General features: G+C 68.9%; 14 protein-coding genes and 1 pseudogene. 8 read left to right on the top strand and 7 right to left on the bottom strand.

What is annotated here, in order from left to right; genetic code table 11:
* Positions 1 to 112 precede the first annotated feature (112 nt).
* The 4 genes from ATK36_RS24790 to ATK36_RS24775 all read right to left on the bottom strand — a co-directional run bounded on the left by ATK36_RS24790 (position 113) and on the right by ATK36_RS24775 (position 6,041).
* Positions 113 to 337 carry a hypothetical protein gene (locus ATK36_RS24790; protein ID WP_098513685.1) on the bottom strand — a complete coding sequence of 75 codons (225 nt, stop codon included), beginning with the start codon at positions 335 to 337 and terminating at the stop codon, positions 113 to 115.
* A 999-nt stretch (positions 338 to 1,336) separates the two neighbouring features.
* Complete coding sequence (locus ATK36_RS24785; RefSeq protein ID WP_098513684.1) at positions 1,337 to 4,687, bottom strand: TM0106 family RecB-like putative nuclease; 3,351 nt, start codon at positions 4,685 to 4,687, stop codon at positions 1,337 to 1,339.
* A gap of 60 nt (positions 4,688 to 4,747) precedes the next feature.
* Complete coding sequence (locus ATK36_RS24780) at positions 4,748 to 5,656, bottom strand: ribonuclease Z (RefSeq protein WP_098513683.1); 909 nt, start codon at positions 5,654 to 5,656, stop codon at positions 4,748 to 4,750.
* A gap of 103 nt (positions 5,657 to 5,759) precedes the next feature.
* Positions 5,760 to 6,041, bottom strand: a complete 282-nt coding sequence (locus tag ATK36_RS24775; RefSeq protein WP_098513682.1) for a hypothetical protein — start codon at positions 6,039 to 6,041, stop codon at positions 5,760 to 5,762.
* On the opposite strand from ATK36_RS24775, the gene ATK36_RS32470 reads away from it, so the two are divergent.
* Positions 6,042 to 6,203 (top strand): hypothetical protein, encoded by a 162-nt coding sequence (locus ATK36_RS32470; RefSeq protein WP_170069889.1) that lies wholly within the window; start codon positions 6,042 to 6,044, stop codon positions 6,201 to 6,203.
* A 1,836-nt stretch (positions 6,204 to 8,039) separates the two neighbouring features.
* Here the strand turns inward: ATK36_RS32470 and ATK36_RS24770 are convergent.
* Complete coding sequence (locus ATK36_RS24770) at positions 8,040 to 8,753, bottom strand: GNAT family N-acetyltransferase (protein ID WP_098513681.1); 714 nt, start codon at positions 8,751 to 8,753, stop codon at positions 8,040 to 8,042.
* A 171-nt stretch (positions 8,754 to 8,924) separates the two neighbouring features.
* Between ATK36_RS24770 and ATK36_RS24765 the strand changes: the two genes are divergently transcribed.
* The 3 genes and pseudogenes from ATK36_RS24765 (at position 8,925) to ATK36_RS24755 (ending at position 10,807) form a co-directional block, all read left to right on the top strand.
* Positions 8,925 to 9,638 (top strand): VOC family protein, encoded by a 714-nt coding sequence (locus ATK36_RS24765; RefSeq protein ID WP_098513680.1) that lies wholly within the window; start codon positions 8,925 to 8,927, stop codon positions 9,636 to 9,638.
* Positions 9,639 to 9,823: 185 nt separating this feature from the next.
* Positions 9,824 to 10,043: pseudogene (locus tag ATK36_RS24760) on the top strand (ribonuclease J); the annotation flags it as partial.
* 260 nt (positions 10,044 to 10,303) lie between these two features.
* The gene (locus ATK36_RS24755) at positions 10,304 to 10,807 is read left to right on the top strand and encodes a GNAT family N-acetyltransferase (protein ID WP_245915106.1); all 504 of its coding nucleotides are present in this window, start codon (positions 10,304 to 10,306) and stop codon (positions 10,805 to 10,807) included.
* Here ATK36_RS24755 and ATK36_RS24750 read toward each other — a convergent pair whose 3' ends face one another.
* Positions 10,808 to 11,260, bottom strand: coding sequence for an Lrp/AsnC family transcriptional regulator (locus ATK36_RS24750; RefSeq protein ID WP_245915103.1), 453 nt, complete (start codon positions 11,258 to 11,260; stop codon positions 10,808 to 10,810).
* 146 nt (positions 11,261 to 11,406) lie between these two features.
* Here ATK36_RS24750 and pdhA point away from each other — a divergent pair, with 146 nt between their 5' ends.
* Genes pdhA through ATK36_RS24735 form a run of 3 tightly spaced genes read left to right on the top strand, consistent with a single transcriptional unit; the run spans position 11,407 to position 14,776 of the window.
* Complete coding sequence (pdhA, locus tag ATK36_RS24745; RefSeq protein ID WP_098515156.1) at positions 11,407 to 12,501, top strand: pyruvate dehydrogenase (acetyl-transferring) E1 component subunit alpha; 1,095 nt, start codon at positions 11,407 to 11,409, stop codon at positions 12,499 to 12,501.
* Entirely contained in the window at positions 12,501 to 13,520 is a 1,020-nt protein-coding gene (locus ATK36_RS24740; RefSeq protein ID WP_098513678.1) for an alpha-ketoacid dehydrogenase subunit beta, read from the top strand. The genes pdhA and ATK36_RS24740 overlap by 1 nt, the downstream gene beginning before the upstream one ends.
* Positions 13,520 to 14,776 (top strand): dihydrolipoamide acetyltransferase family protein, encoded by a 1,257-nt coding sequence (locus tag ATK36_RS24735; RefSeq protein ID WP_098513677.1) that lies wholly within the window; start codon positions 13,520 to 13,522, stop codon positions 14,774 to 14,776. Before ATK36_RS24740 ends, ATK36_RS24735 begins: the two co-directional genes overlap by 1 nt.
* A gap of 3 nt (positions 14,777 to 14,779) precedes the next feature.
* Here ATK36_RS24735 and ATK36_RS24730 read toward each other — a convergent pair whose 3' ends face one another.
* Positions 14,780 to 15,283 (bottom strand): carboxymuconolactone decarboxylase family protein, encoded by a 504-nt coding sequence (locus ATK36_RS24730; RefSeq protein ID WP_245915095.1) that lies wholly within the window; start codon positions 15,281 to 15,283, stop codon positions 14,780 to 14,782.
* Positions 15,284 to 15,329: 46 nt separating this feature from the next.
* Between ATK36_RS24730 and pdxR the strand changes: the two genes are divergently transcribed.
* Complete coding sequence (gene pdxR, locus ATK36_RS24725) at positions 15,330 to 16,727, top strand: MocR-like pyridoxine biosynthesis transcription factor PdxR (protein WP_098513675.1); 1,398 nt, start codon at positions 15,330 to 15,332, stop codon at positions 16,725 to 16,727.
* Positions 16,728 to 16,735: the final 8 nt, after the last annotated feature.

The raw sequence follows: 16,735 nt of genomic DNA, 5'->3' as shown, positions 1-16,735 counted from the left end.
ACAACCTAGCCAGCTGGGCCGAAACCGTCAAATACCCGTGGGCAGAGATAGTTCCACGGCCATGTGTCAATATGGTGCGGACATTTTCCGAGGGGCCCCGGTGCCAACCGGTTCAGGCGCCCCGCTCACGGTACTGCCCGGCCCGCCACTTCTCGTAGCGGTCCAGGATCTCCGGCAGCTCCCGGTACACGAACCGGTAAAAGTCGCGTATCTCGCGGATCTTCTGCCCGGCGACGATGAGCCGCGGCGGGCGCCGCGCGACCTCACCACCGAACGTTCGCTCGATCGCCGTCGCGGATCGCCTCCGCTCCCGCCAACGGTCAATGCGGATGGCCAACGCCCATCCAGGGAGACGTGGGCGCCCCGGTCGGAGCCCGCGATCAACGGAGCCACCTCGCACGCGGCGGCGACACCCGCGTGGTTCACCGGCAGCACCATTCGCACCGACACGCCCAGCCGCACCAGCTCGGCGGCCACGGCCAGGAACGGACCGACGTGACCACGCGCCGGATACGGGACGAACACAACACTCACCAGGGGGTTAGCGGTCCATTGTGGTCACTCCGGGCGTCCGCCGCTTACCCTCGCGCCCCTCACCCACGTCCCTCACCCACGTCCAAGGTCTGTGAAGGGTCCCTTCACAGACTCAGAGTCCGTGAAGGGACCCTTCACAGACGTTCAGCCGGTGACCACAGGGGCGAGCTTGGCGATGGGCAGGCCTCGGCGGGCACCGAGCCCCGACGGGGCGCGGGCGTGTACCGGAGGTCCCGGAAGGCGGTGCGCGATGGTCACCTCAGTTTTCGGCGCGGTGTCCGGGCCGGTGGACCAGACCACCTGCTGCCTCCGTCAGCGGTGCTGCGCCGGGTTCTTCGGCGCCTGTTCCGCCACAACCCGCGAGGGTTCGGAACTCACTCGAACGGTCGCGATTCAGATCACTGTCCGCAGTCGGAACATTCGGGCGGATCGATCGTTGTACTGGGTGTCGGTACGTGGGTGCCCCCGGGCCTCACCTCTTGCCTGCCAGGAATACCGGTCCGGCCGGAGCCTGGTCGTGCCCTTCGCCGCGAGGCGGCCCCCGTATCGGCACCGAGTACCACCCGTCGCGCGCGTTCCTCCCCTCAGGCGCGGGACGGGACCCGGTGCTCCTGCTCGCCGTCGGCCGAACCCCCAGCGGCGCGGCGGGGAGCGGGAGCACACCCCGGGCCTCGGCAGGAATTCCCGACGGATGCCGGCCCCCAGCTGAAGGCTGTGAAGGGGCCCTTCACGGACTCAGAGTCCGTGAAGGGCCCCTTCACAGCCGTCAAGCCAACCCACCCCACCGGGCCGACCCGGCACCTCACCCCGGCCAAGGAACGGCATCCTCCAGCAAGCCGAGCATGCCGGACACCAGCCGCATCTGGTCGACGGTGCGGATGTCGGCCTCCAGCAGGTACGGGGAGCACACCAGGACCGCGACCGACTGGGCCCGCGACAGCGCGACGTTCAACCGGTTGCGGGAGAGCAGGAAGTCCAGTCCCCGCGGCAGGTCGACCGCGGACGACGACGTCATCGTGGTCACCACCACCGGGGCCTCCTGACCCTGGAACCGATCCACGGTGCCGACCCGGACACCTTCGAATCCGGCGTCGGCCAAAGCCCGGGTGACGACGCGAGCCTGCAGGTTGTACGGCGCCACGACCAGGAAGTCCGCGTCCGCAAGCGGCCGGCCCTGCCAGGTGCGGCCGTGCAGCGCGGCGATCACCGAAACGACCTCCGCGGCCTCCTCGGTCGAACGGGTCGTGTTTCCCCGGTGCGCCACGGAAGCCAGGTAGAGCCCGGAACCGATGCCGTCGACAGAGCGGTCCGCGGACGGGTGTGAGTGCAGCAATCCGGCGTACGACAACCGGGACACCGGCGCGCAGACGGCGGGGTGCATCCGCCGGGTCTGGTCCAGGAAGTATCCCAGCTCCGGCGGGATGATGTCGGCCTCGCCGATCAGGTGCCCGAGTGCGGAGGCCTCGGCGCCCGCCGGGTGCGTGCCCTGCACCACCTGCGGCAGCTGTTGCGGATCGCCCAGCAGCACGAGGTTCTTCGCGCACATGGATACCGCCAGCGCGTCCGCGAGGGCGAACTGGCCGGCTTCGTCGATCACCAGCACGTCGAAAGGTTCCTCGCGCACGGCAGCGTTCGCGAAGGTCCAGGCGGTGCCGCCGACGAGGTGACCGGTGTTGTGCTCGGCACGCCAGCGAGCGAGCGCCGTGTTGGTCTTCGGCTGGTCCCACGGCGCGGACGGATCCGGCGTCCGCTTGGCACGTTTGGCGCAATCCAGCGACGGCGCGTTGCCCAGCGCGGCGGAGAGTACGTTCTCCACGGCCTTGTGACTGTTCGACGTGACCCCGACGGTCCGTCCGGATCGGACTAGATGCGCAATCAGTTTCCCTGCCAGGTAAGTCTTTCCGGCGCCTGGCGGACCCTGCACGGCGAGCACCGAACCGTCCAGGGCGTCGACTGCTTCGATCACGGTGGCAACCACATCGTCACCAACAGGCGGGAGTCCACTGTGGAGCCGCGGTGTCCTGCGCAGTAGGTCGACCCCGGGGTGCGCGGGCAATGCGGGCAGAGTTTCCCCGGCCAGCCGCGCTAAATCGGCGACTGCTTCGTCCTTTGGAGACGGACGCACGGGGCTGCCTGGCAGCACCGCGACAGGACGGTCGTTCGCAGTCTGGTCCGGCGCGCTGCTCTCTTCGACGGTGATCTCCACCGCGGACGCCGACACCACCTTCGCGTCACGCGCGTCCGCGCCGTAGCGCAACCGGACATCGTCACCGGGCGCGAACGGATGCGGCCGGTCCGGGTCGCACGCGATCACGAGCGTGCGCTTGGCCGTGCGCAACCGCCCCGACGGCGGCACCCACTCGCCGGCGGAGACCGAAACCGGTACCGCGCAAGTGGTGTCCACTTCGAGATCCCCGACCGGCGCGGCGAGCTGACGGAAGAACTCCCACCACGCCGGATTCGTCTCACGCCGGTGGTACCCCACCGAGGCCGCTAGCAGCGCGCGGGCGCGGTCATCGGCAGTGAAGTCGGCCGGATCGCCGGGCAACCCCTCCAGGAGCGGGTCGACGAGCGCAGCCATCGCCGCCGCTCGCTCGGCACGTCGTTGTGCGGCTTCGTCTTCTTCAGTACGCCGCAGCAGTGCGTCCACATCGGACTCAGGCTCCGGCTCGGCAAGCTCGATACCCGCGTCGACCCGGACGCGATGGAGGAATTCCAGCAACCGCAAGGTGGACACGCAGTCGTACTCGTTGTAGTCGGCGATCCCTTGCAGCACTTCGTCTGCATGCGAGGTGCCCCCCGCCGCGGAGAGAGTCAGATACTCCTCGTACGCCTCGATGCTGGAGACGGCCGTCTGCACGTCGCCGTTTCGCGTCTCCGGCATATACAGCGGTTCGAGATACTTGATCGAGTACGACCGTTGCCCGACCCGCAAAGCCTTACGTACCACGGCGTACAGGTCGACCATCGCGCCACTGCGGACCAGCTCGTCGACTTCTTCCTCACGGGTACCGTGCACCGCGGCAAGCCGCTTGATGGCCGTCATCTCGTACGGCGCGTAGTGATACACATGCGCCCCAGGGCTTTCCGCGAGCCGGGCGACGGCGAAGTCGATGAACTCCTCGAAGGCCCGCTTCTCCTGCGCACGCGAGTGCGCCCAGAACGGCGTGAACCGCTGGTCCGGGGTCACCGCGCCGAAGAGGTACTCCAGCCCGGTGCCGGCCAGGGCGTACGGATCGCCCTCCATGTCGAAGAAGACGTCGCCCGCGTCGGCAGCTGGCAGCTCGGCGAGCGCCGCCGGATCGATGATTTCGTAGGCCGGCTCACCGGTTTCGTCCTGCCGGACCTGGATCGCCGCCTGGGCGCGCAGCGTGGTGAACGTACCCGCGGACATGTCCCTCGGCCGATCCTCGGGGGCCGCCGAGGCGAGCGCGTCGATCGTGCCGAGCCCGGCAGTGACCAGTTTGCGCCGCTGTTCCCCACGCATCCCCGCGACCAGCGACAAGTCCCGGTCGGCTTCGCGCGCGGATGCGCAGTGTTGTGCGAACCCACATCCGGTGCACGCCGGGCGCTCGTCGGCCCACAACAATTCCGGCAGCTGCGCCGGCCGGGCGAGCAGACGGCTGCGCAAGCGTTCGAGCAGCGGCAGGAAGTCGTCGACCCGAAGGCTGTGCGTGCTGCCGTCGCCGAGCAGCAAATGCATCTCCGGACCGGACGGCCAGCCCGCGCGGCGCATCGCATCGGCGTATGCGGTGAGCTGCACAACCGCCGAAGGCTTGGCGTGCCGGGCGAGCTTGGTGTCGTAGACCTCGTACCGGCCGTCCTCGCCCCGCAACAGGAAATCGGCCCGGCCGGAGAACTCACCGTCGTGGAACACCGCCTGGTACACCACCGGTGCACCCCCGCGCAGCGCCTCCGCGGTCGCCTTCGCGGCGATGACCGGGTCCTGCTCGTCGATTTCCACCACGTGCCGCCGCTCGGTGCGCAGCGTGGCGAGGGTGGCCGCCTCGTGCGCCCGGCCATGTTTCACGGCAAGCTTGTCCGGCCCTGACCCGGGCCGTGGCGCACCCGGCAGCCCGGCGGCGAGTGCCTGCTTGAGGACGCTCCGGTGCTCGCATTCGAGCAGGTCGGCGAGATCAGACGGCGTGTGCATCGCCCGGCAGTCTGACACGGGCCGATCCCCGCCCTGCCGAGGAGGATCCCGACACGCCGCTCAGCGCCGCGGCGGCAGCGGGATCACGTCCAGGTCGCGGGCCACGTGGATCTCGCCGTCGAACTCCTTCGCCGCCTCCTCGCCGAAGCGGTCGGCCTCCTCGTACGGGTAGCGCTGGGAGAAGTGCGTGAGCACCAGTTTGCGCACCCCCGCCCCGGCAGCGAGCCGTCCGGCGTCGGCGGCGGTCATGTGGCCGTAGCGGCGAGCCAGGTCCGCGTCCTCGGCATGGAAGGTGGACTCGGCGACGAGCAGGTCCGCGTCACGGGCGCAGGCGAACGCACCGTCACAAAGCCGGGTGTCCATCACGAACGCCACGACCTGGCCACGGCGCGGCACGCTCACCTCGGACAACCGGACCGTGCGGCCGTCGACAGTCAGCTCTCCGTCTTCCTGCAACCGCCGGACATCGGGACCACGGACGCCCGCGGCTTCGAGGACTTCGGGCAGCATGCGAAAGCCGTCGGGCTCGGCGTAGCGGTAGCCGAAGCAATCGATGCGGTGATCTAGGGCGTAAGCGGACAACGGGCCGTCGAGCAGGCCGTCCCGCTCGACCGGCGACAGCACCAGCTCGGCCACCTCGTGGTAGGCGGTGGAATACCTCAGGCGGTCGAAGAACACCTGGCCGGAGGCCGGATAGTGGCAGCGCACCGGGTGCGTGACGCCGTCCAGCGAGAGCCGCTGGAGCACGCCCGCGAGGCCGAGGCTGTGGTCACCGTGGAAGTGCGTGACGCACAGCCTCGTCAGCCGTCCCGCCGACACGCCGGCGTAGGTCATCTGCCGCTGGGTGCCCTCGCCCGGGTCGAACAGCACCCCGTCGGCGTCGAACCGCAGGAGGTAGCCGTTGTGGTTGCGGTGCCGGGTCGGGGTCTGGCTGGCCGAACCGAGCACTACGAGTTCACGTCGTGACATACCGTCATTTTCGCATCGGGTGTCCACGGAAAAACAACGGTGGCCACCCGGATGAATTCCGGATGGCCACCGATACTCGAAATCGCTTACCGAATTCGAACGGTCACGGTGTGCGTATTCGGTCCTGTCCGAGGAGCAGTTCCCGGTACCAGTCCGCCGCCTCGGCGAGCCGTACCGCCAGCCCAGGTCCTGGCGGCACACCGGTGCTCTCCCAGACGCGATCGTCGGCGTACCAGTGGTCTCGGGTCAGCAGCGACCACTGGTGCTCGCTGAGCCCGGGCAGCGCCACCCGGGTCCGCCGGTGGTGTTCGGCGAGCGGCAGGTCGAGCAGCTCGCACACGGCGTCGGCGAACTCCCGGATCCGGACCGGCCGCGGATCGGCCACGTGGAACACCTCCCCGGGCCGCCCGGCGCCGCTGTCCAGCGCGAACAGGCGAGGTCGGTCACCGAGACCACCGAAGTACGGGACTGCCCGCCGTCGGCCAGCGCCGGGACCGCCCGCAGCCACCGCACCAGCGCGGGCGCCACGAACCGGTCCCCCGGCTGATAGACCAGGTGCGGCCGCAGCACGATTCCCCCACCGCACGCACGAACCCGTTCCGCGGCCAGCCGGGGTACGGCTCAGCGGCGAAGAGAGAGACCTACTGTGCCGATCATTGCTAATCCGACCGCAGTCACGACCTATTGGCTTCGTAGCAACGGTTACGTGCCGGGTGGGGGTCGGCCTACTATATGGTCGGATTAGTAACTCCAGGCCCGGCTCCGGAACGGCGCGGTGCTCACCGTCGCGGTAGACCGCGTAGGTGCTCTGGTGCACGATGCGGCGCGTGCCCGCCCGCTGTGCCTCGGCGACCAGTCGGGCCGCGTTCGTTGACCTCGGGCGAATTCTTCGGGTGAGCCGAGGATGCGGACCGCGAGATGCACCAGCGTCGAAACGCCCGTGCACAACCCGGCCGGCTCGGCGAGGTCGCCCTGATGCACGCGCACTCCCGCGGCGAGCATCCATTCCGGGACCGCGCCGCGGGCCGGCACCCCGGGTCCGCGGCCCGGACGAGAGGCGCCGCATCCGCGCGGTACTGACCTATTTGGACCGCACTGCCGCGCGCACCTGAATCACCTGATCGATACCGTGCAGGCGTTCGACTCCGAACGTAACTTGGAGTCATGCCTCTCTACCGAGTCCGACGCTGGCCCCTTATAGACAGTCTACTTTCTTTGCCACTACTGACTTTCCCTCTTCTATCTCGAAGAATCACCGTCGCTCCCCGACGCCGAAGATCCCCATCGCCGCGCTGCCGCCCGATCACGACCTCACCACCGCCCATCCACCTGGCCGCCAGAGACACGGTCCTGGGCAGCCACGCCCACGGCATATACCTCCGCCCGCTCCCCGCCGCCCCAGCGACATCCACGCCTCCATGCGCCACAAGGATTCCGGCACACCCACACCCCGCGGCAACTTTCACGCCGACCCGCATCGCGACGACACCCACCTCTCCACCCCCGACGGGAATGGCTCTGCGCCCGCTGCCCCGCACCACAACGATCGCCGCCGCACGCCATGCCACCGCTCGCCACAGCAATGCCCGCTTCTGCGCTCGCCACAACTTCCCCGGCAGCACCGCCAACCCCGACGCCGCCGCATTTCTGGGACACTCCACGACTCCCCGCCTCGCCGCGTCCTTCGCTTCTGCCCGCCACAACAGCCTCCGCAACACGCCACCACATCCACCGCACAGTGATCCGGCACCCCACCCACCATCACGCCCCGAACCACCCCGCTACTTCCGCAGTACCCCACCGCCACCCGACACGACGACTCCCGACGCACCGCTCACCACAGAAGCTCCCCCGTCACCCGGCAGCCCAGCCTCATCGTTCCCTTCTCTCCCGACATCAGCCCGCGGCATTGTCTTTGCCGCCCTAAACCACCCGACGCCACGCCACCCCGGCAAGCCCCACACCACCCATGTCCAGAACCAAACTCCATACCTCGCCCTCTCGCGGCAAGCCCCCACCGCTACCGATACCGCCCCGCTGACACAACCTCGCCATCCAAGCCGCAGAGCCTTGCACCCCCGGTGCCGACATCCCCATCCTGCACACCGCAAAGGACGAGAAGGCGGAGGTGGCGGCGTTGCAGATGGGACCGAAATCCTCAAACAGGCCAGGGCTTCCTTCCCCAAGGAGATCCAGTGAACGCGCATCCGTTGAACAAATGAAGGTTGCCACAACACCCGACTCAGGTGCACCTACCTCGGCCACCTGAGTCCGCAGCCCCCGAAGCCCGCACCAAGGCAACCCAACCTCATCCCTCAACGACCGTGTCCAGGCAACCCGCCGGATCCCCTCGCTCAGTCCGATCGGCTCCGAGCTCCAGCCCTCAGTCTTCCGGGAGCCGATAGGTACTGAACCGCACAGCTCTGCTGAACCGGAACCCGAGCCGCTCGTACAGCCGGAGCGCGCCGACATTGGCCGTCGCCGCGTGTAAGAACGGCCGCTCACCGCGGGTCCGGATCTCCGCCATCACCTCCCGCACGAGCCGTGCGGCCAGGCCCTGTCCCTGAAACGCGGGATCCGTGCACACCGCGCTGATTTCGGTCCATCCCGGCGGGCGGAGCCGTTCCCCGGCCATCGCGACCAGTGCGCCGTCGCGGCGGATGCCCAGGTAGGTGCCCAATTCGATGGTCCGCGGCCGAAACGGGCCCGGCCGGGTGCGGGCTGCCAGGTCCAGCATTTCGGGTACGTCGTCCACGGTCAGCCGGGTGACCTCGCTCGCCGGGTCCGCCGAGCCGGAGGCAGCTTCCGCCGGAACCGGGTGGGCTTCGGCTTTCATTTGTACCGCAGGGGTTTCCGCGAAAAGTGCCCAACCGCCCGGTAGCGGCAGATCGACGCCGCCGACCACGGTGGCGGTCGTGGCGGGAGCCACCAGGTCCGCGATGTCCTGCCACACCGCGGGGTCCGGGTCATCCGGGACGGCGAGGAACGGGGAGATTGCCACCGGATAGCGCAGGACCCGGCCTTTTCGTTCCGCCAACCCGGCGTGCGGGCCGTCGAGCGCGGTCCAGGCGGGGTTGCCGAGTGGCGAGCTGGTCATGCGTGCCTGCCGATCCGGAGCCGGGAAGGGACGAGGGCGAAGAAGATCAGCATGCGCCGTTGATCCAGGAGGCAGCCACCTCCTCCCACATGGTGAACACGGAACGAGGACTCCAACTGTCCGCAATGGCCGTTAGCGTTCCCGGCATCACCTGGCGAGGAGGACGATCTGATGAGTTCAGTCGATGAGAACCAGCCGTTCGGCACACCGGTCTGGATCGAGCTGACGGTGCCCGATCTCGAACGGACGCAAAGGTTCTACCGGGCGGTATTCGGCTGGGAGTTCGACGGCGGGGACTGCTTGTACCGCGGGCTACCGGTCGCCGGGTTGACCCAGGGCGAACACGCGGGCTGGACGGTCTACTTGGCGACCGACGACTGCGACGGCACGGCCGAGGCCATCACCGCGGCCGGCGGGACGGTCGTGGTGCAGCCGCATGAGCGCGAGGACCGGGGGCGGACGGCGCTCGCCGTCGATCCCACCGGCGCGCGGTTCGGGCTGTGGCAGGGGCGCAGTCTGCCGGGTTGCCGGCTGGTCAACGAGGCGGCCACGTTGATGCGCAACGACCTCGTCACCCCCGAGCCCGGACGGGCGCGCGAGTTCTACCGCACGGTGTTCGGCTTCACCCTCGACGGCAACGAAGATTTGCCGGGCATCGACTTCACCTTCCTGCGCCGCCCGGACGGGCACGAGATCGGCGGAATCACCGGCGAACCGCAGGCGACCTCGGCATGGGGCACCCTCTTCCTCGCCGACGACGCCGACTCGGCCGCAGCCCGTGGGGTCGAAGCCGGTGGCGAGACAGTGTCCGCTGTGGACACTCCCTACGGACGGATGGTCACCGTGCGTGATCCGTTCGGGACGGAGTTCGCGGTGGGCTCGTGAACCACGGTGCCGGGGCGGGTTCCGCCCTCCGCGCCCAAAGCGGCACCGCAACGGGCTGCGGAGTGTGCGTGGCGACGCGGGCCGGGGCGCGAGTCGACGCGGCAGAACTGGCCCCGGCAGCGCGAATCAGCGCAGCGAAGCCGGGAGCGACAGCACAAGCCAGCACAACGGCGCAAGCCACCGCAGCGCTGGCGGTGTGCAGCACCACCCCGGCCGGGGTGGTGCTGCACACCTGCGGCATCAAGCTCGACCAGCTCCCGCTGAACGGCTGGCTGACCGACCTGGCCGGCTTCTCCCGGCTCAGCGACGAGGGTGTGGACATGTTATGCGTGGACACGACCAACGCCGAGGTGCCCGGGTTCGTGACGCCGGAGAGGAACATCGGCCCGGTGCTCGACGACGGGAAACACACCGCAGCAACACGAATCAGCACAGCAACACCGGGAGCGGCCACAAGCCAGCACAACAGCAGCGCAAGTAGCTGCGGCAAACCCCGACGCCAGGAGAGCGCACAAGGCCGAAAGTCGGTGTACCACCTGGTCGGCCCGGCGAGCAGTGGCAAGTCGAACAGCCAGCAGACCGGTACGCACCAGATCACGCCCCTGGCAGCCGAACCACGGCGAATCGCGTTGCGCGTGGTCGCCGGGAGTGGTTAAACAGGTCGGGTGGAGCTTGACGAACTGGTCGGCCTGCCCGATACGCGGCTGCGCCCGGCGACCCTTGACGACGCGGCTGAACTGCTGGTCCTGCAGCGATGCTGCTGGATGCAGGAGGCGTTGCTCAACGAAACCACGGAAATCCCCGCGCTGCACGAGGATCTCGCCGACTTGCGGGCATCGATCGGGACGTGGCACGGCTGGGTGGTGCGGCAGGGGCCACGGCTGATCGGCGCCGTGCGCGCCCGCGTGGAGAACGGCGGGTGGGAGATCGGCAGGCTGATGGTCGCGCCGGATCTCGCCGGGCGCGGGCTCGGGCGGTTCTTGCTGGCGTATGCGGAGGGGCAGGCGCCGGGAGCTCTGCCGCGGTTCACCTTGTTCACGGGGGCGGCGAGCAAGCGCAACATCACCATGTACGAGCGCGCGGGTTACCGGATCACGCCGCAGTCCGGCGACGTCGGCGGGCATATTGCGCATGCGGTTTACCTGGTGAAGGATCGCTTGCCGGGCTGATCACAGCTCGTCGAAAACCAGCACGGTGTGGGTCGAGAGCACGTCCGGCATCGCCTGCAGGCGCTCGAACACCAGGTCGCGCAGGCTGTCCGCGTCACGGGTGCGGACGAACAGGATCAGGTCGTTGTCCCCGGAGACCAGGCCGCCGTGCTCGATCTCGGGGATGTGCTTGAGGTCCGCGCTGACGGTCCGCCAGCTGTTCTGCGTGACCTTGAGGTACACGAACGCGGCGAGCCCCTGGCCGAGCCGCCGAGGATCGGTGACGGCGGCATACCCGGTGATCACGCCTTCCCGGTGAAGCCGTTCGACGCGCGTGTAGCAGCCGGCGCGCGAGATGTGGACTCGCTCGGCCAGGGCGCGCATCGAGGCCCGGCCGTCCGCCTTCAGTTCGGCGATGAGTTTCAGGTCGACCTCGTCCAGCGCGGCCGCCATTCGTCCACCTGGCTCGGGCATCCGCGTTCCTTCCGGGGCCAATGGTCCAGCATGAGCAGGTATACACAGCCATCATTCCATACTTGTAGAGGATCCATGGACCTTTGATCGCCCGGGAGCGAGGATCAGGCCTACTCGTCTTGGCCGAGCATCGATCGGAGCTGCCGGTGACCACCACGGAACGCACTGCCGCGTCGCACTTCCTGCCCAGCGAAGAACCACTGGGCCTGGTCTCCCCGGACGGCAAGCGGGTCGAACAGCCCGGGCTGCCGATGCCGGCGGACGAAGTGCTGCTGCGTCTGCACAGCGGCATGGTCGCCGGACGCCGGTTCGACACGCAGGCGACCGCGCTCACCAAACAGGGCAGGCTCGCGGTGTATCCGTCCGCGCGTGGGCAGGAAGCATGCGAAATCGGCGCCGTCCTCGCGTTGCGGCCACAGGACTGGTTGTTCCCCACCTACCGCGACTCGATGGCGATCGTCGCGCGTGGTGTCGACCCCATCGAAGTCCTGACGCTGTTGCGCGGCGACTGGCACTGCGGCTACGACCCGTACCGCGCGAACGTCGCACCGCAGTGCACGCCGCTGGCCACGAACACCTTGCACGCTGTCGGCTTCGCGCACGCTGCGCGGGTCAAGGGCGAAGACACCGTTTCGCTGGTACTACTCGGCGACGGCGCCACCAGCGAAGGCGACACGCACGAAGCGTTGAACTTCGCCGCGGTATGGAAGGCGCCAGTGGTCTTCCTGGTACAGAACAACGGGTACGCGATCAGCGTGCCGCTGGCGAAGCAGACTGCGGCACCTTCGCTGGCGTACAAGGGCGTCGGCTACGGAATGCCGTCAGTGCTTGTGGACGGTAACGACGCAGCTGCCGTCCACGCGGCAACAGAGCAGGCCGTCGCGCGGGCAGCGGCCGGCGAAGGGCCGACGTTGATCGAGGCCATCACGTACCGCATCGAGTCGCATACGAACGCCGATGACGCGACGCGCTATCGCGAACGCGCGGAGGTGGAGGAGTGGCTTGAGCGCGACCCGATCGCCCGGCTCAAGCAGTACCTCACGGACCGTGGGCTTCTCACCGAGCAGGCGCAGCAGGAGATCGACGTACGCGCCGAAGCGGACGCAGCGTCGTTGCGCGAGCGGATGAACATCGACACGGTGCTCGACCCCGCGGAGTTGTTCCAGCACGTCTACGCCGAGCCCACAGCCGCATTGCGGACGCAGGCAGCCGAACTCGCTGCGGAACTCGAGGAGCGCTGATGACGGCCACACTGGATACCAAGGTCTCCCTTGCCGGCGCGCTCAATCGCGCGTTGGCCGACGCACTCTCCGAGGACGAGCGCGTACTGGTCTTCGGGGAAGACGTCGGCACGCTCGGTGGCGTCTTCCGCGTCACCGACGGCCTGACGGACCGCTTCGGCGAAGCAAGGGTGTTCGACACACCGCTTGCGGAAGCGGGCATCGTCGGTACCGCGATCGGGATGGCGATGAACGGCTTGCGCCCGGTCGTCGAGATGCAGTTCGACGCGTTCGCCTACCCCGCGTTCGAACAGATCACCAGCCACCTCGCCAAGCTGCGTAACCGCACGAAGGGCCACGTCGAACTGCCTGTCGTGATCCGCGTGCCGTACGGCGGCGGCATCGGCGGTGTCGAGCACCACTGCGACTCTTCCGAGGTCTACTACACCCACACTGCGGGACTCCGCGTAGTCACGCCGGCCACGCCCGCTGATGCGTACACGCTGTTGCGCGAAGCGATCGACTGTCCGGACCCGGTCGTCTTCCTGGAGCCGAAGCGACGTTACTGGGAGAAGGGCACCATCGACCCGACGCTTCGCTCACCAGGGCTCGACCGTTCGGTCGTCAGGCTCGAAGGCAGCGACGTCACGCTCATCTCGTACGGAGGCGCGCTCGGCACCACGCTCGAAGCTGCCGAGGCTGCGGCGGACGAGGGCTACCAGGCCGAGGTCGTCGACCTCCGCAGTCTCGCGCCGTTCGACCTGGACACCGTCGCCGCGTCCGTACGACGCACCGGACGCGCGGTCGTCGTACACGAAGCGAGCCGCTTCTGCGGGTACGGGGCGGAGATCGCCGCCCAGCTGTCCGAGACGTGCTTCCACTACCTGGAAGCACCCGTACTGCGCGTCGGCGGCTTCGACATTCCTTATCCGGCACCGAATCTGGAACGCCACCATCTGCCGGATGTGGACCGGATCCTGGACGCGATCGACCGGCTGCAGTGGGACGACAGCGCCCCGCTGGCCGACGGAGAGGCGTGATGGCCGTCTTCAAGCTGCCCGACCTCGGCGAAGGGCTCACCGAGGCGGAGATCGTCACCTGGCACGTCGCAGTCGGTGACACCGTCGCGGTCGACCAGACCGTGGTTGAGGTCGAGACGGCCAAGGCAAGCGTCGAAGTACCGGTGCCGTTCGCCGGCCGCGTCGCGACGCTGCATGGCGCAGCCGGGGAGGTGCTCACCGTCGGCCGTCCGCTGATCACCGTGGAAGAGGCGGCGAACTTCGTCGAGCCCGGCGTGGTCTCCCCGGAAGGCAGCGGCAACGTTCTGATCGGCTACGGCACGCCGGCCGCGCAGGCCCGCCGCGGCCGGCGTGGCCGCGCTCGGCAGGCGCCCGCCGCACCGTCCACTTCGGACCGTGTTCGGGTGATCTCACCGCTGGTACGGCAGCTTGTCCGGAAGTCCGGAGTGGACCTGCGGACGCTGTCCGGCACCGGAACCGACGGGATCGTGAGCCGCGCCGACGTCGAGCGGGCCATCGCCAGAGCCAACGAAAAGCCCACCGAAAACCCCGTCGACAAACCCACCCCGAAGCACACCCAGAACACCGAAGCCGACCAGCGAATCCCGTTGCGGGGCCTGCGCAAGACGGTGGCGGACAAGCTCACCCGCTCGCGCCGGGAGATCCCCGAAGCCACCGTGTGGGTGGACGTCGACGCCACCGAACTCCTGCGGCTGCGCGCCGCGCTCAACGCCGACCCGGCGGCCCCGAAGATCAGCCTGCTGGCGCTGCTGGCGCGGTTCACGGTGGCGGGCCTGCAACAGTTCCCCGAGCTGAACTCACGTCTCGAGGGTGACGAAATCGTGCTCTCGAAGGCGATCAACCTCGGATTCGCCACGCAAACCGACCGCGGGCTTGTGGTCCCGGTGGTCCGCGACGCGCACACCCACAGCGTCGAAGAACTGTCCGCAGCGCTGGCCGAACGCACCGGCCAGGCCCGCGCGGGCGGGCTCGCCCCGGTGGACCTGACCGGCGGCACCTTCACCCTGAACAACTACGGGGTGTTCGGAGTGGACGGTTCGGCCGCGATCATCAACCACCCGGAGGTCGCGATCCTCGGTGTGGGCCGGATCATCGACCGGCCGTGGATCGTCGACGGCGAGGTGACCGCGCGCAAGATCACCGAGCTGACGCTGGCCTTCGACCACCGCGTGTGCGACGGCGGCGTGGCGGGCGGGTTCCTCCGGTTCGTCGCGGACTGCGTGGAGAACCCGCTGCGCCTGCTGCGGAGCCTGTGAAGCTCAGCGCTGCGCGGGCTGGTACTCGCCGGGCACGCCGCGGCTGGCGACCCCGAAACGGTTCCACGCGTTGATCACGGTGATCGCGGCGATCACGTGGGCCAGCTCGGCCTCGTCGAACACCTCGGCGGCCCGCCCGTAGACCTCGTCCGGCACGAACCCGTCGGTGAGCACGGTGATCGCTTCGGTCAGCTCCAGCGCGGCGACCTCCTTCGCGGTGTAGAAGTGCTTCGACTCCTCCCACGCGGACAGCTGCACGATGCGCTCCACCGTCTCCCCGGCGGCGAGCGCGTCCTTGGTGTGCATATCTAGGCAGAACGCGCAGTGGTTGATCTGCGACGCACGGATCTTGATCAGTTCCGCCAGCGTCGGGTCGATTCCGCGCCTGACAGACGCATCGAGGCGGATCATCGCCTTGTACGCGTCGTGCGCGAACTCCGCGAGGTTGATGCGGGGCTTGTGCGGGGCGAGCCGTTCGTCTGGCGTGGTCATGGCGTCTGTGGTCATGGCACCGACACTACTGAACACTGGTCTCTTGCTATGGTCCATTTCCATGCACGATCAGTGGGCCACTTCTGCCGGCGACGACCTGCATCTTGACCTGCGCGGCCCCCGGCTGCGCGAAGGCCTGATGGAAGCCTTGCGTGACGCTATCCGCACCGGGAGGCTGGCTCCGGGCGCGAAACTGCCGTCCAGCCGCACGCTCGGCGCGGATCTCGGCATAGCCCGCAATACCGTCGCGCAAGCGTATGCGGGATTGGTCGCCGAAGGCTGGCTCACTGCCCGGCAGGGTGCGGCAACCCGGGTTGCCGCGCACGCGGCCACAGCACCGGCGAAAGCGACGCCACGGCCCGCAACCCGACATCGGCACGTCCACGATCTGCGCTCCGGACTGCCGGATACGTCGACCTTTCCGCGGGTGGAATGGGCGAAAGCAACACGACGTGCACTCGCCGCGGCCCCCGACGATGCCTTCGGCTTTCCCAGCCCGCGCGGCCGAGCTGAGCTGCGGACCGAACTCGCCAGCTACCTCGCACGAACCCGCGGCGTGCGTACGCACCCGGACCACGTCATCATCTGCTCCGGCGTGACACACGGCCTGCTGCTGCTCGCCGAAGTAATGAAACACCGTGGCACACCGGAAATCGCCGTCGAGTCCTACGGCTTGTACGCACACCGACGCCGACTCACGACTGCCGGGATCCACACGCCGCCGGTACCGATCGACGCCGACGGCGCGCGTACCGACCGGCTCGACGATCTACCTGGCGCCGGCGCAGTACTGCTCACGCCCTCCCACCAGTTCCCGACCGGCGTCGCCTTGCACCCGGACCGCCGGATGGCCGCGCTCGACTGGGCCCGGCGCACCGGCGGCCTGGTACTGGAGGACGACTACGACGGCGAGTTCCGCTACGACCGCGGCCCGGTCGGCGCGTTGCAGGGCCTGGACCCGGACCAGGTGGTCTATCTCGGCACGTCCAGCAAAGCGCTGTCCCCGGGACTGCGGCTGGGCTGGCTCGTCCTGCCGCCCCGGCTCGCGCCCGCGGTCGCCAAGGCGAAGGGCGACCACGACCTGCACTGCAGCACCGTGGACCAGCTCGCGATGGCCGAATTCCTCTCCTCCGGCGCCTACGACCGGCACATCCGCACGATGCGGCAGCACTACCGGCGCCGCCGCGACCAGCTCGTCGCCGCGCTGGCCGAACACTGCCCGGAGGCCGCCGTGACCGGCCTGTCCGCGGGACTGCACGCGCTGGTGGAACTGCCCTCCGGCAACGAAAGCGCGGTCGTCCAGGGCTCCGCGTGGCAGGACCTCGCCGTGCACGGCCTCGACCGGTTCCGCCACCCGGACGTCGAAGCGGACCGGGACGCGCTGGTCATCGGCTACGGCACACCCTCGGCCAGCGCCTGGTCCGGGACGCTCGCCGCGCTGTGCCGCGTCCTGCCCTAACTTGCGCA

This window comes from Amycolatopsis sulphurea (genome assembly GCF_002564045.1).
In the GTDB taxonomy this organism is placed as follows: Bacteria; Actinomycetota; Actinomycetes; order Mycobacteriales; family Pseudonocardiaceae; genus Amycolatopsis; species Amycolatopsis sulphurea.
Note: the sequence above shows the minus strand (reverse complement) of the source record. Positions and strands in the feature narration are given on the sequence as shown.

What these genes read in the sequence shown, in the direction of transcription:
- ATK36_RS24750 (WP_245915103.1), bottom strand. Translation starts at nt 11,260, where the DNA reads ATGCCCGAGCCAGGTGGACGAATGGCGGCCGCGCTGGACGAGGTCGAC.
- ATK36_RS24770 (WP_098513681.1), bottom strand. Translation starts at nt 8,753, where the DNA reads ATGACCAGCTCGCCACTCGGCAACCCCGCCTGGACCGCGCTCGACGGC.
- ATK36_RS24730 (WP_245915095.1), bottom strand. Translation starts at nt 15,283, where the DNA reads ATGACCACAGACGCCATGACCACGCCAGACGAACGGCTCGCCCCGCAC.
- pdxR (WP_098513675.1), top strand. Translation starts at nt 15,330, where the DNA reads ATGCACGATCAGTGGGCCACTTCTGCCGGCGACGACCTGCATCTTGAC.
- ATK36_RS24740 (WP_098513678.1), top strand. Translation starts at nt 12,501, where the DNA reads ATGACGGCCACACTGGATACCAAGGTCTCCCTTGCCGGCGCGCTCAAT.
- ATK36_RS24780 (WP_098513683.1), bottom strand. Translation starts at nt 5,656, where the DNA reads ATGTCACGACGTGAACTCGTAGTGCTCGGTTCGGCCAGCCAGACCCCG.
- ATK36_RS24735 (WP_098513677.1), top strand. Translation starts at nt 13,520, where the DNA reads ATGGCCGTCTTCAAGCTGCCCGACCTCGGCGAAGGGCTCACCGAGGCG.
- ATK36_RS24785 (WP_098513684.1), bottom strand. Translation starts at nt 4,687, where the DNA reads ATGCACACGCCGTCTGATCTCGCCGACCTGCTCGAATGCGAGCACCGG.
- ATK36_RS24765 (WP_098513680.1), top strand. Translation starts at nt 8,925, where the DNA reads ATGAGTTCAGTCGATGAGAACCAGCCGTTCGGCACACCGGTCTGGATC.